Annotated in this window: 18 protein-coding genes and 5 pseudogenes; 20 read left to right on the top strand and 3 right to left on the bottom strand. The window is 48.2% G+C overall.

The features are described 5' to 3' along the window. Positions 1-114: 114 nt before the first annotated feature. Positions 115-165 carry a hypothetical protein gene (locus tag RGB73_RS30565; protein WP_396136196.1) on the bottom strand — a complete coding sequence of 17 codons (51 nt, stop codon included), beginning with the start codon at positions 163-165 and terminating at the stop codon, positions 115-117. Between the two features lie 237 nt (positions 166-402). Here RGB73_RS30565 and RGB73_RS03730 point away from each other — a divergent pair, with 237 nt between their 5' ends. Further along, positions 403-2052 (top strand): M20/M25/M40 family metallo-hydrolase, encoded by a 1650-nt coding sequence (locus RGB73_RS03730; protein WP_310769272.1) that lies wholly within the window; start codon positions 403-405, stop codon positions 2050-2052. 375 nt (positions 2053-2427) lie between these two features. Beyond that, a pseudogene (locus tag RGB73_RS03735) lies at positions 2428-2913 on the top strand (transposase); the annotation flags it as partial. Positions 2914-2977: 64 nt separating this feature from the next. On the opposite strand, the pseudogene RGB73_RS03740 reads toward RGB73_RS03735, so the two are convergent. After that, a pseudogene (locus RGB73_RS03740) lies at positions 2978-3109 on the bottom strand (ATP-binding protein); the annotation flags it as partial. A 205-nt stretch (positions 3110-3314) separates the two neighbouring features. On the opposite strand from RGB73_RS03740, the gene RGB73_RS03745 reads away from it, so the two are divergent. Next, the gene (locus tag RGB73_RS03745) at positions 3315-3857 is read left to right on the top strand and encodes a hypothetical protein (protein ID WP_310769274.1); all 543 of its coding nucleotides are present in this window, start codon (positions 3315-3317) and stop codon (positions 3855-3857) included. Positions 3858-4195: 338 nt separating this feature from the next. After that, on the top strand, positions 4196-4261 hold the full coding sequence (locus RGB73_RS30570) for an excalibur calcium-binding domain-containing protein (protein ID WP_396136197.1): 66 nt from the start codon (positions 4196-4198) through the stop codon (positions 4259-4261). A 49-nt stretch (positions 4262-4310) separates the two neighbouring features. Here RGB73_RS30570 and RGB73_RS03750 read toward each other — a convergent pair whose 3' ends face one another. Then, complete coding sequence (locus tag RGB73_RS03750) at positions 4311-4739, bottom strand: helix-turn-helix domain-containing protein (protein ID WP_310774114.1); 429 nt, start codon at positions 4737-4739, stop codon at positions 4311-4313. A 59-nt stretch (positions 4740-4798) separates the two neighbouring features. Between RGB73_RS03750 and RGB73_RS03755 the strand changes: the two are divergent. The 16 genes and pseudogenes from RGB73_RS03755 to RGB73_RS03830 form a co-directional block, all read left to right on the top strand. Then, positions 4799-4846, top strand: a pseudogene (locus tag RGB73_RS03755) (hypothetical protein); the annotation flags it as partial. Positions 4847-4861: 15 nt separating this feature from the next. After that, positions 4862-5248 (top strand): magnesium chelatase subunit ChlI family protein, encoded by a 387-nt coding sequence (locus RGB73_RS03760; protein WP_310769276.1) that lies wholly within the window; start codon positions 4862-4864, stop codon positions 5246-5248. Positions 5249-5387: 139 nt separating this feature from the next. Then, positions 5388-5795: pseudogene (locus tag RGB73_RS03765) on the top strand (transposase); the annotation flags it as partial. A 112-nt stretch (positions 5796-5907) separates the two neighbouring features. Further along, positions 5908-7136, top strand: a pseudogene (locus RGB73_RS03770) (IS256 family transposase). A 263-nt stretch (positions 7137-7399) separates the two neighbouring features. Continuing rightward, positions 7400-7939 (top strand): IS21-like element helper ATPase IstB, encoded by a 540-nt coding sequence (gene istB / locus RGB73_RS03775; RefSeq protein WP_239565551.1) that lies wholly within the window; start codon positions 7400-7402, stop codon positions 7937-7939. 61 nt (positions 7940-8000) lie between these two features. Next, complete coding sequence (locus RGB73_RS03780; RefSeq protein WP_310769280.1) at positions 8001-8585, top strand: hypothetical protein; 585 nt, start codon at positions 8001-8003, stop codon at positions 8583-8585. Then, on the top strand, positions 8582-10351 hold the full coding sequence (locus RGB73_RS03785) for a TnsD family Tn7-like transposition protein (RefSeq protein ID WP_310769282.1): 1770 nt from the start codon (positions 8582-8584) through the stop codon (positions 10349-10351). Before RGB73_RS03780 ends, RGB73_RS03785 begins: the two co-directional genes overlap by 4 nt. Further along, entirely contained in the window at positions 10339-11952 is a 1614-nt protein-coding gene (locus tag RGB73_RS03790) for a Tn7-like element transposition protein TnsE (RefSeq protein ID WP_310769284.1), read from the top strand. Before RGB73_RS03785 ends, RGB73_RS03790 begins: the two co-directional genes overlap by 13 nt. 74 nt (positions 11953-12026) lie before the next feature. Then, positions 12027-13631, top strand: coding sequence for a restriction endonuclease subunit S (locus RGB73_RS03795; protein WP_310769287.1), 1605 nt, complete (start codon positions 12027-12029; stop codon positions 13629-13631). A 16-nt stretch (positions 13632-13647) separates the two neighbouring features. Next, entirely contained in the window at positions 13648-15171 is a 1524-nt protein-coding gene (locus RGB73_RS03800; RefSeq protein ID WP_310769289.1) for a class I SAM-dependent DNA methyltransferase, read from the top strand. Beyond that, positions 15161-16414, top strand: coding sequence for a restriction endonuclease subunit S (locus RGB73_RS03805; RefSeq protein WP_310769291.1), 1254 nt, complete (start codon positions 15161-15163; stop codon positions 16412-16414). Before RGB73_RS03800 ends, RGB73_RS03805 begins: the two co-directional genes overlap by 11 nt. A gap of 17 nt (positions 16415-16431) precedes the next feature. Continuing rightward, a complete protein-coding gene (locus RGB73_RS03810) occupies positions 16432-19569 on the top strand; it encodes a type I restriction endonuclease subunit R (RefSeq protein WP_310769293.1) in 3138 nt (1045 codons plus the stop codon). Between the two features lie 68 nt (positions 19570-19637). Further along, entirely contained in the window at positions 19638-20255 is a 618-nt protein-coding gene (locus RGB73_RS03815; RefSeq protein WP_310769295.1) for an SLATT domain-containing protein, read from the top strand. Then, positions 20230-20814, top strand: coding sequence for a 7-cyano-7-deazaguanine synthase (locus tag RGB73_RS03820; RefSeq protein WP_310769297.1), 585 nt, complete (start codon positions 20230-20232; stop codon positions 20812-20814). Before RGB73_RS03815 ends, RGB73_RS03820 begins: the two co-directional genes overlap by 26 nt. Further along, complete coding sequence (locus RGB73_RS03825) at positions 20789-21751, top strand: hypothetical protein (protein WP_310769299.1); 963 nt, start codon at positions 20789-20791, stop codon at positions 21749-21751. Before RGB73_RS03820 ends, RGB73_RS03825 begins: the two co-directional genes overlap by 26 nt. A 79-nt stretch (positions 21752-21830) precedes the next feature. Next, complete coding sequence (locus RGB73_RS03830) at positions 21831-23279, top strand: transposase (protein WP_310764996.1); 1449 nt, start codon at positions 21831-21833, stop codon at positions 23277-23279. Positions 23280-23307: the final 28 nt, after the last annotated feature.

Genomic DNA, 23307 nt, shown 5'->3' on the forward strand with positions numbered 1-23307 from the left:
ATCTTCTCCTGTTTGCCGAGGTTAGTTTTATCTTAAATCATTTTCCGCGACGGAGAAAGACAGCCAACCGGATTTACGCAAAAAGGCGGTTAGCGCAAGTGACCATCGACCGGGTCAAGTGATGCGGTATACCTTCAGCTTGCGGTGCAAGGTGCGTATGCCGATGCCCGGCTCCTTGGCGGCTTCCTGCTTGCCTTACGATCCGCACCGTGCTTCCTGCGTGCCGCCCGGATGGCAAGACGGGCCTGGAAAATGTGATTGAAGGCCGGTTCATTCATGTAAAAAAGAAAAACAGGCAGGAAGCGGCTGACAAGGCGATGAATTTACTGGGAAGAGTGGGACTGACTGACAAGGCGGACGCGTCGGTTCCTGCAGCAACTATTATAAGGAGAAGGTGGACACATGTTGAATTGCCGTGAACAGATTCTGGCTTTGACCGAAGCGTTGGTGGGTGTGGAAAGCGTTGTAAACACAAAGGGCGAAATCGACATCGCCCGCCATCTCTACCAATACCTGAATACGCTCCCCTATTTTCAGGAAAACCCTGACCGGCTTGTCCTCTCCCGTACAGGTAACGACGAGCTGGAGCGGTACAACGTTTTGGCATTTGTCAAAGGCACCAAGAGACCGAGCAGCAAGACGGTCATCCTGATGGGGCATCTCGATACGGTGGGGATCGAGGATTACAACCACCTGAGAGACAAGGCCTGCCGTCCGCGCCCCCTGATGGAAGCCTTGGCGCGGGAGCCTTTGCCGGAACTGGTCAGGCAGCAGCTGGAATCGGGGGAATGGTACTTCGGCCGCGGCGCGCTGGATATGAAGGGCGGTGTCGCCAGCCATCTCTACCTGCTGCGCCACTACGCCGAGCATCCGGAGGAATTGGCCGGCAATTTGCTGTTTTTGGCCGAGTGCGACGAGGAAGACAGTTCCCACGGTGTCCTGTCGGCACTAAAGGATTTGCAAAAATGGCGGGACGAGCACGGCTTCGAGTACATCGCCCTGATCAACTCCGACTTCGTCGCGCCGCGCTACGACGGCGATCCCAATCGCTATATCTACAAGGGGACCGTGGGCAAGCTGCTACCGTCGTTTTTCATCACCGGATATGAAACGCACGCAGGGTCGGCGTTTGAAGGACTTGACCCGAATTTCATCGCCGCCGAGCTCACGCGTCAAATCAGCTACAATCCCGATCTTTGCGACGAGGCGTACGGCGAAATGCCGGTGCCGCCAGTCTCCTTGAAGCAGACCGACCTCAAGCCCACCTACACGATCCAGACGGCATTGTCCGCTTATGTCTACTTCAATTTTTTCATCCACTCCTGGTCGCCGAAGCAAGTATTGCAGATGCTGAAGGAACAGGCGGAAATCGCCTTTGAGAACGCGCTCACGCTTCTTCGCGAACGCCATCGCCGTTTTTGCGAGCGGAGCGGGCAGGCCTGGACCGAACTGCCGTGGAAAACGCGCGTGCTCGTATACGAGGAGATGAAAAAACAGCTGGTGGAGGAGAACGGCGAGGCCTTCCTTGCCCATATGAAACAGTTCAAGGAGCAGCTGCTGGAAGACAAGAGCCTGGATGTCCGGATGTTCGCTGCCCGTGTCGTGGAGGAAGAATGGAAGTGGATGAAGGACAGGAGCCCGGCCATCATCCTGTTTTACTCTTCTCTCTACTCCCCCCGGATCGAGCTGGTGGGCAGGGATGAGCGGGAGCAAAATCTGATCCATGCGCTAGAGCGTGCTGTCGAGACCGTCCAACCGCATTATCCGCATCCCATCGTGACGCGTCATTTCTTTCCGTTCGTATGTGACATGAGCTTTGTATCCCTCTCCGACGATGAGGAAGGAATCCGGGCGGTTGCGGAAAACAATCCGGCTTGGGGGACGAAGCATTTCGTGAATTATCAGGATGTCCGCGAAATCGATGTCCCTTGCATCAATATCGGACCGTATGGATACGACGCGCACAATCGGTATGAGCGCATGGAGATTCCGTACTCGGCGGAAGTGGTGCCGAATGTGACGAATGAAGTGATCAAGGAACTGTTGACGTAAAGGATTTGTCCCGCAAACAGGAACAAATGGGCGGGCCGTTGTCCTTTTGGGGGTGACGGCTTCTTTGTACAAGTGTCGCTGTACGTTTCTGCCTGGACAGTCGGATGGCGGGAATTTTGCCGTTTCGTGTTTCCGATCGTTTTTGTGTATACTCATTACAGGATTCGAAAAAAAGCAACCTTTTGAAACTGCAAAATGCAATACAAGAAAGCGAGTGAAATAAACGTGAAAGTGGCATCCATCCAATTGGAGATCAAGTTGAGTCCGTATAATTGTGTAAAAACAGCATCTCTCTAAAAATAAGGGAGCCATTTTCAATCCCCCTCGGTTAGAATGAAGTTGACTAGACAACATTCGAAGGAGAGGGAATTTGAAATGGCTCAATACCAGATTACCGTAGATTCGCAACTTTTGCATCAGCTTTTTCTCGGCAATTCACAGGATTCGGGAGTGGCCAAGTTGTTGGAATCCGTATTGAACCAAGTCTTGCAGGCACAGGCGACCGAACAGTTGGGGGCGGAACCCTACGAACGGACAGATGAGCGTCAAGCATATCGAAATGGTACATACCCACACCAATTGACTACACGTGTCGGTACGATCACGCTTCGTGTCCCCCGGATTCGCGGCGGGAAGTTCTCAACGGAGTTGTTTGCCAGTTACCAACGCAGCGAACAGGCTCTGGTGCTAGCTTTGATGGAGATGGTCGTAAACGGGGTGTCGACCCGCAAGGTGTCACAGATCACGGATGAATTGTGTGGCACGGCGTTTTCGAAATCCACGGTGTCGGATCTGTGTAAGTGGCTGGACCCAATCGTGACAGCTTGGAACAACCGTCCGCTTCATGACCATTCGTTCCCTGTTTTTGGCAAGTAAGAAATGTAGTAAATGGCAATTAAAAATGTACCACTTGCCTTCAACTTTTTTATTTACCGTGTAAAAGCGATTCTTTGTACCGATGGCTTTCGCCATTGAATATGATCAAATGAGAGTGATGAATCAAACGATCAATCACTGCCACTGTCAAAATTCGATCGCCAAAAACATGGTTCCATTGTGGGATTGGATCCGTGATATTGATCCGGTCGGTCGGCGTATCGGTAAACAACGAGGAGGCATTTTGGGTTGATCTGAGCAGGATAATCGAGGAAAATATGTATCAAAATCTTCCTTTTTCCACGCTCCCTGCCCACGACTGTATTCTAACCCGTTGTCGTTTTTTACCATCAGGTATATACTGTTGTTTGGAAGGAGGGATGGGGATGCTTAGAAGATTTATGTTGGCGTTTATTGCTCTTCTTTGCCTCGGGGCACAAACTGCTTCCGCAGATGTTTCTGTTAAGGGATATTTCAGAAAAGACGGTACATACGTCAAACCACATATGCGGAGTAATCCAGACGGCAACTTTTGGAACAATTGGAGCACCAAGGGCAACATAAATCCATACACAGGGGAACCTGGAACGAAATCATGGCCGACTTACACGCCATCGTTTACACCGTACACACCAACGTTACCGGAACCGACATTGCCTGACTTTCCAACGTACTCACAACCGAATTACACGCCGTCTCAATCCGAACCTGTCCCGCCAGAGGCACCAGAAACATTTATGTCGCCGAAGCCTGCGAAGGGATGCCAATCCATCACAATTCCAGAACGCAAGATACCTCAAAGGGTGATTCCCAAACGTGTCATTCCTGCTCGGACCATCAACGGCATTTACTATCCGGAAATGGTTTTGCCGGAAGTTGTACTCCCTGAAGTTGTATTGCCTGCCCAAACGATGACTATATGTAATTAAAAAGGAGTTGCGCTCATTTATCAATTGGCTCCCATTTCGTTTTCTGTTATGGGCTTCCTTGTGTACACTTTGATAAATGAGATTCTTCCGGAAAAGCATGATTAAGCGAGTCGCATACGCTGGAAGCGACAGCCCAGCAGCGTACCAGAGATGTGGTCATCGTTTTGCCTGTTGAAAGACAGTCCTTCTCTATTCGGGGAAGGGCTTTTATGCTGCGCTAGCCTGTGAAGCACTGCGTAGAGGCGTGACTCCCTCTTCAACTGGTCGGCCAAGCAGGCGAGTGCTTACCTCGCTCCGGCGTTATGGCTGTGTAATCGACTGACCGCGATGAACACTTCATGTGGCTAAGAGCTGGGTATAGACTTGCTTTGGATCGGGATCGTGATGGAGTAGCGTGTGAATAACATTGTAACGCCCTTCTCGTTTTGAGTAAGGGCGTTGAATTTTAACATTTTAGCAAAGTGAAGCTAAAAACGAATCCAGTATTTCCGTGTGTTTTTCTGAAGGAAGGTACTCATCTTTCTCCCATCCCCAAATCATCCGTGAGCTTACTCCCATTAACTTCCCGAACTCTTTTTTGGTGTATCCATGATACAGACGGGCTTTTTTTATCCGTTGCCCAAGTGTCTCTTCCGGGAGATCCTCGAAACAGCCAAGAAACGCAATGGAAACACCGAGCGCTTTAGATAATTTTCTGAGATTGGGCGGGGTGACAGTCGTTTTGTTTTGTTCCGCATTCCTTAACGATACCACGCTGATTCCTGTCCTAGCAGATAGGTCAACAAGAAGCAAGTTTTTGTCTAACCTAGCACGTCTGAGTCTGCCTCCAGGTGTATCATCTTCGGGTAAAGGTGGCGATAACGAAACATTCTTCTTAATCACAATTTCAAAGGTGTTATCTGAACCCTTGTCCGTGCGGATTTTACGGCACAAGGGAACAGATCGAATGTTGCTGTTCGCCGCAGCAGGTTCAGCGGTACCGATCTCGATTGTCGGGACCGCTATTGGATCGAATCGACATCCACCTGGAGGTGCCCCGCGTACCGGTAGAGGTGCTGGACAGCGGGGGGCGCGAAGAGGCGTCTGCCGCTATCCTCAGCAGGGTGGAGCAGGCACGTTCCCGGCAAGTCGATCGTATTCCCCATCGAAAAGACTTTCCGTTCAACAGCGGCATGACACCGAGCGATATTCGCAAATACGTTGTCCTGGATCAGGAGGGGCAGAAATTGCTCCGCATGGCATTTGAATCCATGGGGTTAAGTGCTCGGGCGTACCACCGGATCGTCAAGGTGGCGAGGACAATCGCCGATTTGGCAGGCTCTTCAGAGGTACGGGCAGAGCACGTGGCGGAGGCGATTCGCTACCGGGCGATGGAGCGGAAGGTGGTGTAACAGATATATAACTAAATAGGGCTTGCTGAACGAATGAAAAATTGAGTAACCACAAGGGTTTTGCCCCGTTTTCATCGAAGTCATGTGCAAGGAAATCGATGATTTTCCTGCAAATTCCTTGCACATGGAGCGGATATGGATGTACGAATATATCTCTCATCGTGAAAACCAATTGCTTCTCCCCGATGATTTCTTCTTGCCGTTTGGCGGCAAGTTGAATAAAGAAAATCGCTGGGTCAAACTGGCTCAGTTGGTGCCGTGGGTATATGCGGAGAAAAAGTATGCCAAATCCTTTCGCAAATCATTTCGTGGACAAAAGGCCGTTTCTATCCGTGTCGCCCTTGGTGCCCTCATCATTCAGGAACGCTTGCAGTTGTCGGACCGGGAAACGGTCCAGCAGATTGTCGAAAACCCGTATCTGCAATATTTCATCGGGCTGGAAGGCTATCAGGATCATCCGCCGTTCCACCCGTCGCTCATGACGCATTTTCGCAAACGTCTGGGCGAGCAAGTTCTCCGCGAAATCAACGAGATCATCGCGGTTGAGTCCGTATAATTGTGTAAAAACAGAATCTCTCTGAAAAATAAGGGAGCCATTTCAGTTCCCTCCGGATAGAATGTGGTTGACTAGATAACATTCGAAAGAGAGGGAATTTGAAATGGCTCAATACCAGATTACCGTAGATTCGCAACTTTTGCATCAGCTTTTTCTCGGCAATTCACAGGATTCGGGAGTGTCCAAGTTGTTGGAATCCGTATTGAACCAAGTCTTGCAGGCACAGGCGACCGAACAGTTGGGGGCGGAACCCTACGAACGGACAGATGAGCGTCAAGCATATCGAAATGGTACATACCCACATCAATTGACTACACGTGTCGGTACGATCACGCTTCGTGTCCCTCGCATTCGCGGCGGGAAGTTCTCCACCGAGTTGTTCGCCCGTTATCAACTCAGCGAACAGGCACTGGTGCTGGCTCTCATGGAGATGGTCGTCCATGGTGTGTCTACCCGCAAGGTGGCCCAGATCACAGAAGAATTGTGCGGTACGGAGTTTTCCAAATCGACCGTGTCCGATCTTTGCAAACGGTTAGATCCCATGGTGACCGCCTGGAATAACCGTCCGCTGCACGCTTCTTCGTTCCCCTTTGTCATCGTCGATGCCCTGTACCTGAAAGTACGCGAAGAAGGACGAGTGCGGTCACGCGGCACTCTCATCGGGATCGGTGTCAATGCCGACGGATACCGGGAGGTATTGGGCGTTATGCTCGGCGACAGCGAGTCGGAGGCCAGCTGGAGCGAATTTTTTGGCTGGCTGAAAAGCCGTGGGCTTAAAAAGGCGTCGATCTGATTGTGTCGGATGACCATGGAGGGTTGGTTCGAGCCATCCGCAGGAACTTCCAAGGGGTGACCTGGCAGCGATGCCAGACGCACTTCATGCGCAACATTCTTGACGCCACACCCAAATCCTTGCAGGACGAGATTCATAGCCGGATTCGCCCCATTCTGGAGGCACCGGATGCAAAGACGGCACGGATGCTGTTAGAGAAGGTACTGGAGGAGTATGAAACGAAAGCGCCGAAGGCCATGGCTGTCCTGGAAGCAGGCTTCGAAGATGTCACAGCCGTCTTGGCATTACCGGAAAAGTACCGCAAGCGTCTTCGCACCACCAATCCGATGGAGCGGTTGAATGAGGAAATCCGCCGCCGTGAACGCGTGATTCGGATTTTTCCGAATCGAGAGTCTGCCATCCGCTTGATAGGGGCATTGCTCATGGAGATCGACGAGAAGTGGGCAAGTGGGAAGAAGTATCTGGATACGTCCGACTATCTTGCATGGCGCGAATCGCAAGCAGGATCTCCCGGTTCGAAAGTTACACGCATCGGTTGACCGACGTAGCCTGTCAAGGCCGCGAAGCGTTCCATTTAGCCTTGACAGGCTGAATGAAACACACTTTTGAAAAACCCAGCAAGAGATTGCTGGGGCTGCCATACGGCGAGTGACGGGGTGCAGGGGGCGAACTCCCTGCGTCTTCTCCTTCGGGGGACGGAAGGGGGCGTTCTAACCGAGGGAGAATTTACACACAAATATGGACTTGATCAAGGGATGCTAACCAAATCGCGAGTCGCATCAAGCACGCCAAATTCCCTTACATGAAAACGCTCGATCAATTTGAATTCTCGGCGATTCCGTCCCTCAATAAGCCCAAATTGCTTCAACTGGCTCGTTGTGAGTACATCGAAAAGGCAGAGAACATCATGTTTATCGGAAACTCTGGCACTGGCAAAACTCATCTCTCCATTGCACTCGGGAAGGAAGCTTGCCATCATGGCTATTCCGTCCAGTTTTGGACTGCCGCTAAAATATGCAATGAGCTTATGGAAGCTCAGTCCCAAAAGCGAATTCTCCAGCTAGAGAGGCAATGGTTGAAAACAGATTTGATTATTTTGGATGAAGTCGGGTTTGTCCCTCTCAGTCGGACCGGGGCGGAGTTATTATTCCAATTTTGTGCGGCCCGCTATGAGAAAGGAAGCATGATCATTACCAGTAATCTGGAATTTACGGAATGGACACAGATTTTCAAAGATGAGCAAATGACGTCAGCCCTGGTTGATCGGCTTACCCATCGTGCCCACATCTTTGCAATGAATGGGGACAGTTATCGCTTTAAACAGAGCATTCAAAGATCGTGATCATGAAAAAGTTACCCACCCGACGGGTGGATTGATTTTTGCCATGGTGGTCAATTTTTTGATGAGCACTGTGGTCAACATTTTGGTTGACATTCACACCGTTGCAAAGGATCGGCTGACATTGATTCGCCCGGCTCTCGAGGCGTTACGATCCGGCAAGAAAAAACAAATTCAGAATTTCGCCGACATTTATTCCAGTGTGTCCATTGACGATTATTTGGATCGGATTGAAGCTGAACAGCGGCAAGCGGAACGATTGGAATTGATTCGGAATGAACTTGGTTACGACGTTGTGGAACAAACCGTGAATGAAGTCTGCGCATGGCTTGTTGAGGCGGGGATTGATCAACTGTCAGCGAAGCAATCGGCCGAGAAGGTTGTAAAGGCGTTTTTGAACGAACTTGATAGTGTAGACCTACATAAGGAGGCCTTAAAGCTGGCTTTACAAACTCCGACTGTGCCATCAAGTTCTTCGCCTAAGCAACGCGGAAGAAGCAGTTCAAGAGTGATTCCGACCGAGCCTGACGATTTGAGAGTAATCGTATCACAAGGGAAAAAGAAGAAGTTGTCAGCTTACGAGGCGCTGAAGGCAGCCGGATATATTAAAAATCCTTTGGAGTTCCTTAATGAGGCATTGAACCCATGAATGAACGGTTTCCAATTCCAATTCCGTATCCAGATGAGCTCTTATACGGCGTGATCAGTCGGTATCACTTAAGGGCTAATAACACAAGTCCAAAATGCACGTTTAAAGAAGTGTATGGCACGAAGAATGTCATCCCGACAATTGACCTGCCAAGTCATATCGAGGCATTTTCGCGTAGAAGTATGTGGCATGAAATGACAGCCGATGATTGGATCAAAGACCACACTTTTTATCCGTATTATTCTCCCTTCTTGCCAAAGGATCGTGCCAATCGTTTAAAGCAACTCATGAAAGGGCCGGATGGTTCGGGGATACATGCACTTGTTGGGATTACCGCCAGTACAGTGGATAGGAGCGGTGATTTACGGTTCTGTTCACAATGCTATAAAGAAGATATCCATCAATTTGGGGAACCGTATTGGCACCGCATTCACCAGTTGCCGGGAGTATGGGTTTGTCCGGTTCATCGGGATGTTCTGCATCGGATGACATACCCGGTTTCAGATCGATATGGGTTGACCGTTCTCCCTATTTCGAAGAAGATGTTCGGCTCAGTACCGATTGTCGCCAACTTGTCAGGTAAAACAATCAATCAGCTTTCAGACATCGCAAGAGACATTCAGGCATTAATGCAAACCAACGATTTGCCAGTTCTTTATGAATCCAGGAACATATTTCTACCACGCTTACGGAAGCAAGGGTATGTAACCGCAGGCGGGCGTATTCGCCAGCAAAAACTTGAGGAACAGTTCGTCATTTGCTATGGGAGAGAGCTGCTGGAGATGCTGGGCAGCCTTCCATACGGTAAGGACTACACATGGCTGAATCTGGCGACAAGGTCCGCCCGGCGGGCGATTCATCCGCTGCGGCAGATGCTGCTGATCCGTTTTTTATACGGGTCATTCAATGGATTTTTAGAACAATCCGAGGTGGATGACGCACCCTTCGGTAAAGGGCCATGGCCATGTCTGAACAAAGCAGCGGAACATTATCGAACCTCAATAATAACGGACCTGCGCATTACGCGTTGTACAGATACCGGCCGGCCTGTAGGAACCTTTACTTGTGAATGCGGCTTCGCCTATTCAAGACGAGGACCGGATCAATCCGAAGAAGATAAATACCGCAGAGGGCGTATCAAATCGTTTGGTCCTGTTTGGATGGATAAGCTTCAGGTACATTTGCGAGAGGGCATTTCCTATCGTTCCATGGCAGCGTTATTGGGGGTTGATACGAATACAGTCATGAAGTACGCCAAAGGTACGGTGACAACACGCAACTTGGAACCTGCATTATTAGAGAGTCCAAGAAAATCTTTCAAACCTGTCCGATCCAAGGGATCTAAACATACACGAGTCGACTGGGGGAAACGTGATCTGGAGCTAAGTTGGATTGTCGAGGAAGCATGTAGAAGGATGTTATCCGATCGCAAAAATAAACCTGTCAGAATTACGATTTCAGCGATAGGCAAACGAATCGGGAAACTGAGTTTGCTAGAAAAGCAAAAACAAAAGCTCCCTGTAACGATGGCAGTCTTGTCCGGCTACCTTGAGTCTACATCTCAATTTCAAATTAGAAGAGTTCGATGGGCTGCTGAACAAATGGCTGGCGAATGGCCCATAAAACGGTGGAAACTTGTGAAAAAAGCCGGACTGCGACCAGGATATGCCCAAGAGGTATCTGATGAAATCGATCGTTGTATTGGACAAGGGGCTGCAATAAACCGAATTGCATCTGCTGAGGTGACACCATTATGGCTGCATTGACATTGCGTTCATGGCCGTTTCCGGATAATCAGGGGGTTGAGTTATTTTGGTTCGGGTCCCCTTTCATGGACTACAAAGGGAATTGGAGAGTTCGAGTCGCATTTCGGACGGAAACCGGGGACTTGAAAGTTGTATCCTACCCATGGGGAACAGTACCTTATTTGCGCATGGGACAAGTCTACACCAACGGAGTATTTGATCAAATCAAGCCATTGGAAGGCATTGTACATAGAATAACGATAAGCAGCTTGGATCAAGGTTTGATGAGCAATGGGTTTAAATTGCCCAAGCGTTTGATTGACTTCCGTCAAAATCCGGAGCTTGGGCTTCAGAAAATTATTCAGTTTCAGTTTGACGGGATGATTTATTGCTTTCCAGTGTTCGAATTCATTCGAGCCATGTTTATTAACTCCAGGTATTTGGCGTATTATTTAATGCAGCCGCACGGTCTGGAAATGTTGATCGATAACAGCGATATGAGAGGAACAACTCTGTATTTTGATTTGAGTTTTCGTGTACCGGCCAAATTGGCAAGCGAAAGTAACGCACGTCACCTATCCTGGATTTACATCGATCCCGCTATTCGTACCATGTGGGATTCCGTTTATCAATTGATGTTTAATCAAGCGATCAAGGACTCGCCTCAGAATCCGAGCGCCAGAATGAAGAAGGGAATTCCGCTTGGCGTTGAGCTCCCGGCTGTTGGTCCTCTTGAGTTTCACGTTCGAGGAGAACAATTCAATAACTACTTCTTGGTGAAAGAAATTCTCGGCATTGGCGGTTTTAAGCATCCGGCGGAAGAAATCGTCTTTTGGCACCCATCGAAGAAACGCCGTGAGTCGATTTCAGGAGATAAACAAGTTCGAGTTACGTCCGGATCTGAAAATAAAGACTACATATTGAATGATCAAAGCGAAAATGCCAGGGAAAACACGCGGCAAGATGTATTGGAGGCCCCTCCTACGTTTATGCGTTTCTCCAATTATCCGAGAGTTACTACTCGTCGAGAGGATGTGAGGCATTCCCATACCGGCAACGACGTGATCATCACCTCCGGGAGAGGCGGGAAGAACTCAGGAGGATTAGAGGAAGTAAGCACACAGGATTCAATGGTCGGCGGTGATACGCCTCCTATCGATTTTCAGACGCTTGAAACTATACCAATTACAGAGGCTATCGGTCTTGAATCTTTTTTCGAAATGACTCAAATCTTGAAGCATGTCTTTCCCGGTCATATCCGGATGTCTGTGCTCAGGATTCCTCCCGGCAAAAGATTTTCTGTATGTCCAAACGGTTCCCGACGAACATGTGCGATCGTACAGGCGGATCATGGTATCACGACTAAGTTTATTGTCGAAGTGGCCCGGCCGGATGATTGGTCCATTTCGACATTGATCCTCCACCCAACCCCGCAGATTTCACTAAAGACAGTTGAGCGTGATATTAAGTTACTCCTTGAAGGGCTTGTTCAAAAAGGCGGTCACTGGGATCAGAACATTTTAAACCAATGCAACGGCTTCAATATCGAAAAGGTTAAACATTATCAGAGTGACTCAGTTAGGGATTGGGCGTATCGGATAAACGGGAAATTATCCGGCTAGACAATAGATGTTTGATTTATTTTGGTATTGAAATACTTGATTCTTGGATGGTATAATTTAGTTGGCTATTGGCAGTGAAAGAAGGTGATGAATTGATTGAATCGTTCTGGAATACTTGTTTGCTTCATGATATCACAACCCGTGATCAGCTGCTGCGCGAAGCCATTCGAGTGAAGCGGACACAACAACTACTGAAACTACAACAGTTGGCCGAAACGGAGCTAATTACGGAACCCGAGAAGCTGTTTCTGTGGATGAAGGAACGCGCTTTAGACAGGGAATTAGGCCATTTCCCCGGCGATCGGGATTTATTTTATAAATTATACCATGCAGGCAAGGACATGGACTTGTTGGAATACGCCATGCTCACCATCCAACAAGATCGGGTTACAGGGAGCATTGTCGTCCATCCTGGAATCGTCGAAAAGTTTGTCGATCAGTGTGAGCGGCGTGGTTGCAAGAACATTCTGCTTGCAGAAGCTGAAAAGTATATCAAAGGACTTGTCGAGACGAAATGTTACCATCGCCCATGGACAATCACATTGTTAACGGAAAACTACATCGTAGGCAGGTTGTTCAAAACGTATTTCGAGTCCTACTCCAATATCCGCATCGTTCAAGGGTCCATTTATCAGCCGCTACCTGCAGAAATTCAATTCGACGCGATCCTGGCGATGCCGAATTTCGGTATGAAAATGAACGATGACGAGGTTGCGGTTCGGGAATCCGAGGGCGCGGCGGCCAGCTATCTGCTTCCACTCTTGCAAGATGGCGGGAGATTAAGCGTGACCTTGCCCGCGCGGATGCTGTTTCAATCCGGCGCGATCGCCAGCTGGCGGAAGCAAATGAATGATCAGGCGCCGGTGCAAACGATCTATTCGCTTCCGGACGGCTTGTTTCGTCCCTACACTTCCATCAAGACCTATCAGGTTGACTTTGGAAAAGCGCCTGTGGAAGAGGTGATCCTCGGGCGGCTCCATATGGAGAAGTCAAAGCTTGTGGCGGAACGGGAGATTGCCATCCATCCAGACCGGTTCCGAGAGCTGGATCATTGGCGAATCGAACTGCTGCTGGATGAAGATCAGGATACACTTCGTTCGTTCCAGCAGGCGGCGACCCCGAAAGTGAAGTTGCGCGATGTGGCAGAAATTTTTCGGGGAAAATCGATTCTTAAGCAGGATCTAAAGCCCGGGAACATTAAGGTGCTGAATATATCCAATCTGGATGACGGCGAAGTGCTATTGGATCAACTTGAAACGATTGACGAGGAAGAGAGGAAAGTGAAACGTTACGAGATTCTCCCGGGTGACCTGGTCATGACGTGTCGCGGCACCGTGAACAAGCTGGCTGTATTTCCGGAGGCTCAAGGGATGGTCATCGCCTCCTCGAATATGATCGTGATCCGATTCAAGTCGGCCATCAAGAGCCATTTTGCCAAAATATTTCTGGAAAGCCCGGTCGGGACAGCTCTTATTCAAAGCTTCCAGCGGGGAACAACCGTGATGAATTTGAATCCAGCGGATGTGGCGGAATTGGAATTGCCTTTGGTACCGGAAGATATACAGCAAGAATTAATACAGCAATATATCCGGGAGAAAGAACGATATAAAGAGGTCGTTCGGGAAGCGGCTAACCGTTGGGAACAAGTGAAGAACCAGTTATATGAGCAACTCTACTGAGGAGGAATTCAGGATCATGGCAACAGCGAACATTGGATTCGAGGAAAAATTATGGAGCATGGCCGATAAGCTGCGTGGCAGCATGGATGCAGCGGAGTATAAGCATGTAGCTCTCGGCCTGCTTTTTCTGAAATATGTGTCTGATGCATTTGAAGAAAAATACGAAGCTTTGAAAAATGAGCCATATGCTGATCCGGAAGACCGGGACGAATATGTTGCTGCAAACATTTTCTGGGTACCGAAGGAAGCGCGCTGGAGCTATATCAAGGATAACGCGAAAAAGCCGGAAATCGGGCAGCTCATTGATAATGCGATGATTGCCATCGAGAAGGAAAATCCAACGCTGAAAGGTGTGCTGCCGAAAGATTACGCCCGCCCGGCGCTCGATAAAACCCGTCTTGGCGAAGTGATCGACCTATTCTCGTTCAAAGTGGGCGATGAAGAAAGCCGTTCGAAGGATGTACTGGGGCGGGTATATGAGTATTTCCTTAGCAAATTCGCAAGCGCGGAAGGCAAGAACGGCGGGGAATTCTATACCCCGAACAGCGTTGTTCGCCTGCTCGTCGAGATGATACAGCCGTTCAAGGGCCGCGTATACGACCCCTGCTGTGGTTCCGGCGGCATGTTCGTTCAGAGCGAGAAGTTTGTAGAGGAGCATCAGGGGCGCATTGGCGATATCGCGGTGTACGGGCAGGAGTCGAATCCGACGACGTGGAAGTTGTGCAAAATGAACCTCGCCATTCGCGGCATCGACGGCAACCTTGGGGAGCATCATGCAGATACGTTCCATAATGATTTACATAAAAATCTGAAGGCCGATTACATCTTGGCGAATCCGCCATTCAATATCAGCGATTGGGGCGGCGAGCGGCTGACAGAGGATGCCCGCTGGACATATGGAGTGCCTCCCGCTGGGAACGCTAACTACGCCTGGATTCAGCACATTGTGAACAAGCTTGCGCCCAGCGGTGTTGCAGGTTTCGTACTGGCGAATGGTTCCATGTCGACGAGCACGACGGCGGAGTTTGAGATTCGCAGCAAGCTGGTTAACGCCGATCTGGTCGATTGCATCGTCACCTTGCCGGGGCAGTTGTTTTACTCCACACAGATTCCGGTATGTCTCTGGTTCATTGCTAAAAATAAAGCGCCAAAGGGCCTTCGGGACCGCCGCGGTGAAATCCTGTTTATTGATGCCCGCAAAATGGGCCATATGGTGGATCGCACACATCGCGAACTCAGTACGGAGGATATCCGGAAGATCGCCGATACATACCACGCATGGCGCGGTCAGGCGGAAGCTGGACAGTATGAGGATGTGAAGGGCTTCTGCAAAGCAGTGAAACTTGCGGAAGTGCAGGAGCACGAGTATATTTTGACGCCGGGGCGTTATGTCGGGATTGAAGATGTGGAGGAAGACAGCGAACCGTTCGAGGATAAAATGGCACGGCTGACTTCGGAGCTAGCGGAACAGTTCGCCAAGTCCCGGCAACTGGAAGACGAAATTCGCAAGCGGCTTGGGGGGATTGGGTTTGAGTTTTGAAACTGGATGGAGAAAGTGTACTTGGGGAGATATTTCTACACTTGAATATGGGAAAGCCCTTAGGGATTATAAAGATAAAACAAGTGGATATCCGGTTTATGGTACTAATGGTTTAATAGGATATACTGAAAAATATCTTTCAGATAAGCCAGGGGTAATAATTGGGCGAAAAGGTGCATACCGAGGAGTTCACTATTCCAATAGACCTTTTTTTGTTATCGATACCGCCTATTACTTATCACCCAAAATTCCCCAACTAAATTTAAGATGGGCATACTATAGTTTGCGTAATATAGATATTAATAGCATGGATTCAGGCTCTGCAATTCCTTCCACGAGTAGAAGTGATTTTTACTCAATTGAAGTTGATCTACCAGATATTTATGAACAACAAGAGATAGCAAATTTGCTCTCAGTATTAGACGATAAAATCGAACTCAACAACGCAATCAACAAAAACCTTGAAGAAATGGCCCAAGCCCTTTTTAATAGCTGGTTTGTGGACTTCGAGTTTCCAAATGAAAACGGAGAACCGTATAAATCCAGTGGCGGCGAGTTTGAGGAAAGTGAATTGGGGCTCATTCCGAAGGGGTGGAAGCAGGGGACAATTAGTGAACTTGGTGAGGTTGCCGGAGGAGCAACGCCTTCTAAGAAAAACGAAGACTTTTATACCGTTAGAGGCATTCCTTGGATCACTCCTAAAGATCTATCGAAAACTAACAACAAATATATCTCGCGCGGCGAAATAGATATTACACAGAAAGGGTTTAGCAACTCCAGTGTAAAGCTTTTACCGAAAGGGACAGTTTTATTTAGTTCGCGAGCTCCTATTGGTTATATTGCAATAGCTAAAAATGAAGTTACAACAAATCAGGGATTTAAGTCCGTTATTCCATTCAAACATGTTGGTTCAGAATTCGTCTATTATCTCTTGAAGAGTAATGTTGAGACGATTGAATGTCGTGCATCGGGCTCAACCTTTAAGGAGATATCCGGGACAGAAATGAAGCGAGTGCCTGTTCTTATCCCTACAGAAAATGTCCTTGCGAAGTTTAATGAGATCGTTGAACCGATAGGGAGATTAACACAAAAGTGTGAAGAAGAAAATGAAGATTTAACCCAAATCCGCGACACCCTTCTCCCCAAACTGATGTCGGGCGAGATCCGTGTCCCTGTGGAGCAGGATCATAATCATCCCGATCTGCCAAAGGTTGCGGAGAGCAGCGCAATCTATCAGCCCTAATCCAAAGGAGGTGCAACATGGCCTACTATACGACGTCCTATACCGAAAGCGACCTGGAGCAGGCCGCACTGGAGTGGTTCGAAGAACTGAACTACGAGAAAGCATACGGCCCGGATATTTCTCCGGAAGGCGAGTATCCCGAACGACAGTTTTACCATGACGTCATCCTGAAAGATCGGCTGCGCGAGGCTCTCATTCGCATCAACAAACATGTGCCGCGCGAAGCGATTGAGGAAGCGATCCGGATCGTTGAAGTGCCGCGCAGTCCCAGTTTGCTGATCAACAACCGGGCGTTCCAGAAGATGATCACTGACGGAATCGACGTGCAGTATCAAGCCGCCAATGGCGAATATCCGACAGAGAAAATATGGCTGTTCGACACCGATCCGGACGGGATCGACAACAACGACTTTCTGGTCGTCAACCAGTTTACCATCGTTGAAAATCAGGGAGAGAAGCGCCCGGATATCGTCGTGTTCGTAAATGGATTGCCGATCGCCGTATTTGAATTGAAAAGCGCCTCCAACGAAGAAGTCGGGATCAGCGATGCCTATAATCAAGTGCAGACGTACAAAGGCGCGATACCGTCCCTGTTCACCTACAACTCGTTCCTGGTCATCAGTGACGGTGTGAATGCGCGGGTTGGCACGCTGACCGCCAATGAAGACCGCTTTATGATGTGGCGCACGATCGACGGCGATGACGTGGCGCCCTCCTCCCTGCCCCAGCTTGAAGTGCTTGTAAAAGGAATGTTCGAGAAAAGCCGACTGCTTGATATTATCAAGCATTTCGTGCTGTTTCAGACCGATGGGGAGCATCTGTTCAAAATATTGGCGGGATACCACCAATACCACGCCACCAACAAGGCGATTGCAAGTACGGAAAGAGCGACGATGGATGATGGGGACCGCAAAATCGGCGTCATCTGGCATACGCAAGGCTCCGGTAAAAGCTTGTCCATGGTTTTCTACGCGGGAAAACTTGTTCTGACGCTGAACAACCCGACGATCGTCGTGGTGACGGACCGGAACGATCTGGACGATCAGTTGTTCAGCACGTTCAGCAAGTCGAAGGACTTGCTCAGGCAAACGCCTCAGCAAGCGGAAAATCGGACTCATTTGCGACAACTTTTGTCGGTGGAGTCGGGCGGGATCATTTTCACAACGGTTCACAAGTTCACCCCCGATGAAAATGAAGACAAATATCCTGTACTTACGGAACGCCGCAATGTGATTGTGATTGCGGACGAGGCGCATCGCAGCCAGTACGGGTTTCAGGCGGATATGGTCGCCGGGGACGACGAAGCGGCCATTAAGTATGGCTATGCCAAATATATGCGCGATGCGTTGCCGAACGCTTCTTATATTGGCTTTACCGGAACGCCGGTCGAATTGACAGACAAAAATACGCCCGCCGTTTTCGGTGACTACATCGATATTTACGATATGACCCGGGCTGTAGAAGATGGAACGACGGTCAGAATTTATTATGAAAGCCGCATTGCCCGCCTGGAGTTATCGGAGGCGGAGCGCCCAGTCATCGACAGCGAGTATGAGGAAATTACGGAATATCAGGAATATACGCAGCGGGAGCGTTTGAAGTCGCGTTGGGCTCGGCTAGAAGCGTTGGCCGGTACGGAGAAGCGGGTCAAGAAAGTCGCGCAAGATGTCGTCGAACATTTCGAGCAACGGCAGAAAGCCGGCTTCGGCAAAGCGATGATTGTTGTGATGTCGCGGCGGATTGCCATCGATATGTACAAAGCGATTGTGGCGCTCCGACCGGATTGGCATAGCGACGACGACAATGAAGGCAAGATCAAGATCGTCATGACCGGAAGTTCCAGCGATCCGGAGGAATGGCAACCGTTTATCGGCAACAAGCGGCGACGTGAACATCTCGCGAAGCGGATGAAAGATGTGAACGATCCGCTTCAGATCGTCATTGTCCGTGATATGTGGCTGACCGGTTTTGACGTGCCGAGCATGAATACCATGTACATTGACAAGCCGATGAAAGGTCATAATCTGATGCAGGCGATCGCCCGCGTGAATCGGGTATTCCGTGACAAGCCGGGTGGTTTGATCGTCGACTATATCGGAATTGCGGATTTACTGAAATCGGCGCTACAACAATATACGGAAAATGACCGCAAAACCGCTGGTATCGATACAGACCAAGCCGTTGATTTTATGCTGGAAAGGCTGCAGCTCATCCGCGAATTGCTCCATAGGTATGACTATAGCAAATTTGCTTCCGAGAAAGCATCCGAACGGATGAAGACCATTGTTGAGACGGTCGATTACGTACTTGGATTAGGTGAAGATAGCAAACGGAACTTCCTAAATTGGACGACGGAATTAGCGAGAGCCTTCTCGCTTTGCGCGACGACTCCCGCCGCTGAGGAAGTTAATGTCGAAATTAGTTTCTTCAAAGCGGTAAAATCCGGTATTATTAAGTTGATAACTGATGAGAACAGGAAGAAAACGACGAAAGAACTCGACGCTGAGTTGAATCAGCTCATTTCGAAATCGGTCGTATCCGATGAAGTTGTCGATATTCTGGAAGCTGTTGGTTTGCAGAAACCGAACATCGCGATACTTTCGGATGAGTTCCTGGAACATGTGCGCGGGTTGAAGCAGAAGAATCTGGCTGTGGAACTTCTTCGCAGGTTGCTTCAGGGTAAAGTGAAGGCCGTTTCCCGGACCAGTATTGTGCAGTCGAAGAAATTTTCCAAGATGCTGGAGGAAGCCATTCGGAAATACAACAATCGTACCATCGAAACGACACAGGTTATTGAAGAACTGATCCAGATGGCTAAAGAAATGAACGCTGCCGTTAAGCGCGGCGAAGATCTCGGTCTGATCAAGGAAGAGCTGGCTTTCTATGATGCGCTCGCTTCGAATGAATCGGCCAAGGAACTGATGGGCGATCTCATGTTGAAGCAGATTGCACATGAGCTGACCCAAGCGATCAAGAGCAACATCAAGGTCGACTGGACACTTCGTGAGAATGTACGGGCTCAGATGCGGATTACGGTTAAGCGGCTGTTGAAGAAATACGGTTACCCGCCGGATCTGGAGAAAATGGCAATTGATTTGGTGCTTCAGCAGGCGGAATTAATGGCGCAGGCGGAGACGGAAGAATTTAAATATTAAATGACATCAGGGCGTGGCAGATTTATTATTGCCACGTCCTATGTATTTTGATTTGTTGGAGGAGAAATGTGATTAATAACCCAATTGATCTAGTAAAGGAACTTAAAAGAAAAGCTGAACAAAACAGACAAATGCATTTTAGCATGTGTAGGAAAGCTAATCGGTTAAATAAAACATTACATGCTTTAGCATTAATAGGTTCTTCAGCAACAGCGATATTAACCTTCTCTGAGTATAAAACATTCCTTCCATGGTTTCCGGATCTTTCAGATAGTGAATATAAACTTACGATTGGTGTTTTTGCAGGACTTGTATTTATTTTAACAATCCTAGAAGAATACTTCCGGTTCGGGGAAAAGGCAGTTTCTCACGAATCGATTGGAAAACAACTGACTTTATTTATTCGTAAAGCCAGCATAATTGAAGATTACGAAGTTATAACAGGCGATGATATTGATAAATTAACAAGTGAATATAATAGCATTCATGAAAATGCTCCAATCATTCCAGATCGTATATTCTTGAAGGAAAAACAACGTCTTAGAATCAAAATTGGGATTAGCAAACAACTTGAAGTAACACCGCACATGAGCATATGGTTTTATAGATTGAGAATGAAAATTAAACAATTTAGTGCGCTGGAAAGTAGGAGTGAAGATAATGGTCGAGAAGAGCCAAACCAATAAAGTGTTGATTTTATTGAGCGGCGGAATTGACTCTACTTCCTTAGTTCATTATTACCTCTCAAAAGGAGAAAAAATAGAAGCAATTTTTTTTGATTACGGCCAACTAAGTTGCGAGCGAGAATATCAGTCAGCTATAGCAATTAGTAAACACTACGACATTCAAATTAAACGAGTAAACTTAGGGTTTACGATTCGTGACCAAGAAGGTGAATTTTATTGTCGTAACGCTCTTTTTGTTTTAGCTGCATGCAGTTTTCTTGGAAATTCCGCATCTTATATCTCAATAGGTGTTCATTCTGGTACACCATACTATGATTCAACACCAGCGTTTATTAGAGATACTCAGACGATACTTGATGGCTATTTCGGTGGCGTATTTAGAATCACAGCACCATTCCTTGAATTCTCAAAAGAACAAGTGTATGAATACGCTCTGCGTGAAAGTGTGCCCATTCACCTAACATATAGCTGTGAAATGGGACAACAAGAGCCATGTGGAAGCTGTCTATCTTGCATTGATAGGAGGATGTTAGATGAAAAATCACCAAGGAAAGATTAGATATATTGAAAAGATTGGAAAAAGAACCCCAATTCTTATTCCTTCGTTCTCTAGCAAAGGTTTTCCCCATGTGAAAGATTTGCATAATTATCTGAAACATAAACTCACAGAAGCATCCCTGGTCAGCACTTATGACTTGTACTATGGAAATTTAGAAATTGATCAAATTTATGAGTCCGATATTCTTTTTGTTGATAGCGGTGGCTACGAGAGAAACCGTGAACATGATGTCTCAGATATTTATGGTACTTTGTATTTTCCAAACGAATGGAATGTTAGCCTGTACGAAGAACAGGCAAGTAAACTAAAAACCATAACAGATATTGTGCTTATTAATTATGATTATCAAGAACCGCTCCCAATGGAAGTTCAATTAAATCGCGCAAGAGTAAATTTTGAGAAGTTTCCAGACTTCGCGTCGGACTTTTTATGCAAACCAACATCAAATGAAGAATCACTAATTAACGTCAATGACGTTGTTCAAAATGTAAATCTTCTAGCTCCTTTTGACATATTAGGGTTTACTGAAAAGGAGTTGGGCCACTCAATACTTGAAAGGGTTAACAATATCTACAGGATCAGAAAAGCACTAACCGATGCTGGATTGGATAAACCGATACATATTTTCGGATGTTTGGATCCGTTATCGGTTGCTTTATTTTTTCTTTGTGGTGCAGACATATTTGATGGACTGTCTTGGCTCCGATTCTCATTTAAGAACGGAATACCTGTTTATATGAACCATTATTCAATTAGTAACGGCTACTGGAACAAACATGAAAATGAAGTTAAGGTTTTGGGGTTTTCAGAGAACCTATGTGAGTTATCCAAATTAAAATATCGGTTGGAAAAGTTCTTGCGTTCATCGGATTGGGACGATATTGGAGTATCAGAACATGATCTTAAGCAATTGATGGTTATTCTAGAAGTCCGGTGAAAAAGTCCGCGTAAGCAGGCCTTTATCACGGGTTTGTCGAATTTATATCGTAACACGATGATCGAAAGAGTGATTGAACATGAAAGCCTATAAGTCATCGGCTATCCAGCCTCAGATGTTCCAATTTGTGGATATGGATGAACTCGTACCGAAAAAGCACATCTTGCGCCAACTGAACGAAGCGCTTGATTTTTCCATCGTCCATGATTGGGTGGCGCCGCTGTATACGGAACGTACCGGACGCCCGGCGGCTGACCCGGAGCGGATGGTTCGACTCATGCTGCTTTCGTATTTGTTCAACCATTCCGAACGGGAATTGTATCAACTGTTGCCCATGCATGGGGGCTACTTGTGGTTTTGCGGACTGGATTTCGAATCCGTCTTGCGCCCGGATCCATCCAGGCCGTCCCTGCCGGATCGGACGACCTTGGTGAAGACCCGGAAATTGTGGCGAAAACACGGTATTTTCGACACGCTCATGAAACATGTCGTCGATCAGTGCATCGCCGCCGGACTGGTCCAACCCGATGTAGATGCGGGAGTCGACGGTTCCCAAGTACGCGCCAACGCTTCTATCCACAGCTTGAAAGAAATCACTCTGGCACCTGTGGAGTCGATTGAAGACTACCTGGCTCGCATGGCCCGGCAAGACGAGCAACCCGAAGGTGACGCCGCTGATTCCGATGATGACAGACGGCCGCCCGCACCGCCCACGCGAACAGAACGGCGTCTGGAAGACGAAGCGACACATGAAGATTTTCATGGCAAAAGGTTCTCGAACAAGACCTACCGCAGCGTGACGGACCCGGATGCTCGCTTGTACAAAAAGAGCAACGGTCAGGAAGCGCATTTGCGGTATTTGGTGCATCATGTGACGGATGTCAAATCCGGCGTCATTCTGTCTACGCAAGCGAGCATCGCGTCCGGAACGGCTGAACGCGAGACGAGCTTGCAACAGCTGGCCGCGATCCGTTTTGCCCATCCGCAAATCCGGATTCGCACGCTTTCTGCCGATAAAGCCTACGGTACGACAGATTATCTGCAAGCGCTGTTCGAGCAAGGGATTATTCCTCTGGTTTCGCTTCGCAACCTGGCACTGGAAGATGTACCGACTTGGAAACGCCAAACGAACGATCCGAAGAAACAACGCAAGCGTCTGGCCAAAATCCGAGAAATCCAAATCCGCAACAAAGCCAAACAAATTCAGCTCAAGGGTTCTTACCGTCATCTGCAAAAGTTACGGACGCGGTGCGAGCATGTGTTTGCCGAAAGCAAAGTCGCGCATGGCCTGGGTCGCGCGCGGAGCCGCGGCCTGGATTGCATGCAGGAGCAGGCACTGCTCACGGCAATCGTTCAAAATCTGAAAAAACTATGCCGGTTTAAGAAGAAACGACCCCAAACCGGTATTTCGGCATGTCCAAAACCGAAATCCGTGATGATGGAGGCGGTGTCGGACCTGCTCATTTCGGCGTTGGTTGGGTTGTTTTCCTCTTTTTTCATGCCGAAGAGACGGATACAACTGACTTAAATCACCGGACTTCTAGAACAGATCGGGG

The sequence above is a fragment of the Brevibacillus brevis genome, assembly GCF_031583145.1.
Taxonomy (GTDB): domain Bacteria; phylum Bacillota; class Bacilli; order Brevibacillales; family Brevibacillaceae; genus Brevibacillus; species Brevibacillus brevis_E.

Bases quoted from the DNA above. Each gene is read 5' to 3' on its own strand.
- RGB73_RS03730 (WP_310769272.1), top strand. From the start codon at position 403: ATGTTGAATTGCCGTGAACAGATTCTGGCTTTGACCGAAGCGTTGGTG.
- RGB73_RS03745 (WP_310769274.1), top strand. From the start codon at position 3,315: ATGCTTAGAAGATTTATGTTGGCGTTTATTGCTCTTCTTTGCCTCGGG.
- istB (WP_239565551.1), top strand. From the start codon at position 7,400: ATGAAAACGCTCGATCAATTTGAATTCTCGGCGATTCCGTCCCTCAAT.
- RGB73_RS03780 (WP_310769280.1), top strand. From the start codon at position 8,001: ATGAGCACTGTGGTCAACATTTTGGTTGACATTCACACCGTTGCAAAG.
- RGB73_RS03785 (WP_310769282.1), top strand. From the start codon at position 8,582: ATGAATGAACGGTTTCCAATTCCAATTCCGTATCCAGATGAGCTCTTA.
- RGB73_RS03790 (WP_310769284.1), top strand. From the start codon at position 10,339: ATGGCTGCATTGACATTGCGTTCATGGCCGTTTCCGGATAATCAGGGG.
- RGB73_RS03800 (WP_310769289.1), top strand. From the start codon at position 13,648: ATGGCAACAGCGAACATTGGATTCGAGGAAAAATTATGGAGCATGGCC.
- RGB73_RS03810 (WP_310769293.1), top strand. From the start codon at position 16,432: ATGGCCTACTATACGACGTCCTATACCGAAAGCGACCTGGAGCAGGCC.
- RGB73_RS03820 (WP_310769297.1), top strand. From the start codon at position 20,230: ATGGTCGAGAAGAGCCAAACCAATAAAGTGTTGATTTTATTGAGCGGC.
- RGB73_RS03825 (WP_310769299.1), top strand. From the start codon at position 20,789: ATGAAAAATCACCAAGGAAAGATTAGATATATTGAAAAGATTGGAAAA.
- RGB73_RS03830 (WP_310764996.1), top strand. From the start codon at position 21,831: ATGAAAGCCTATAAGTCATCGGCTATCCAGCCTCAGATGTTCCAATTT.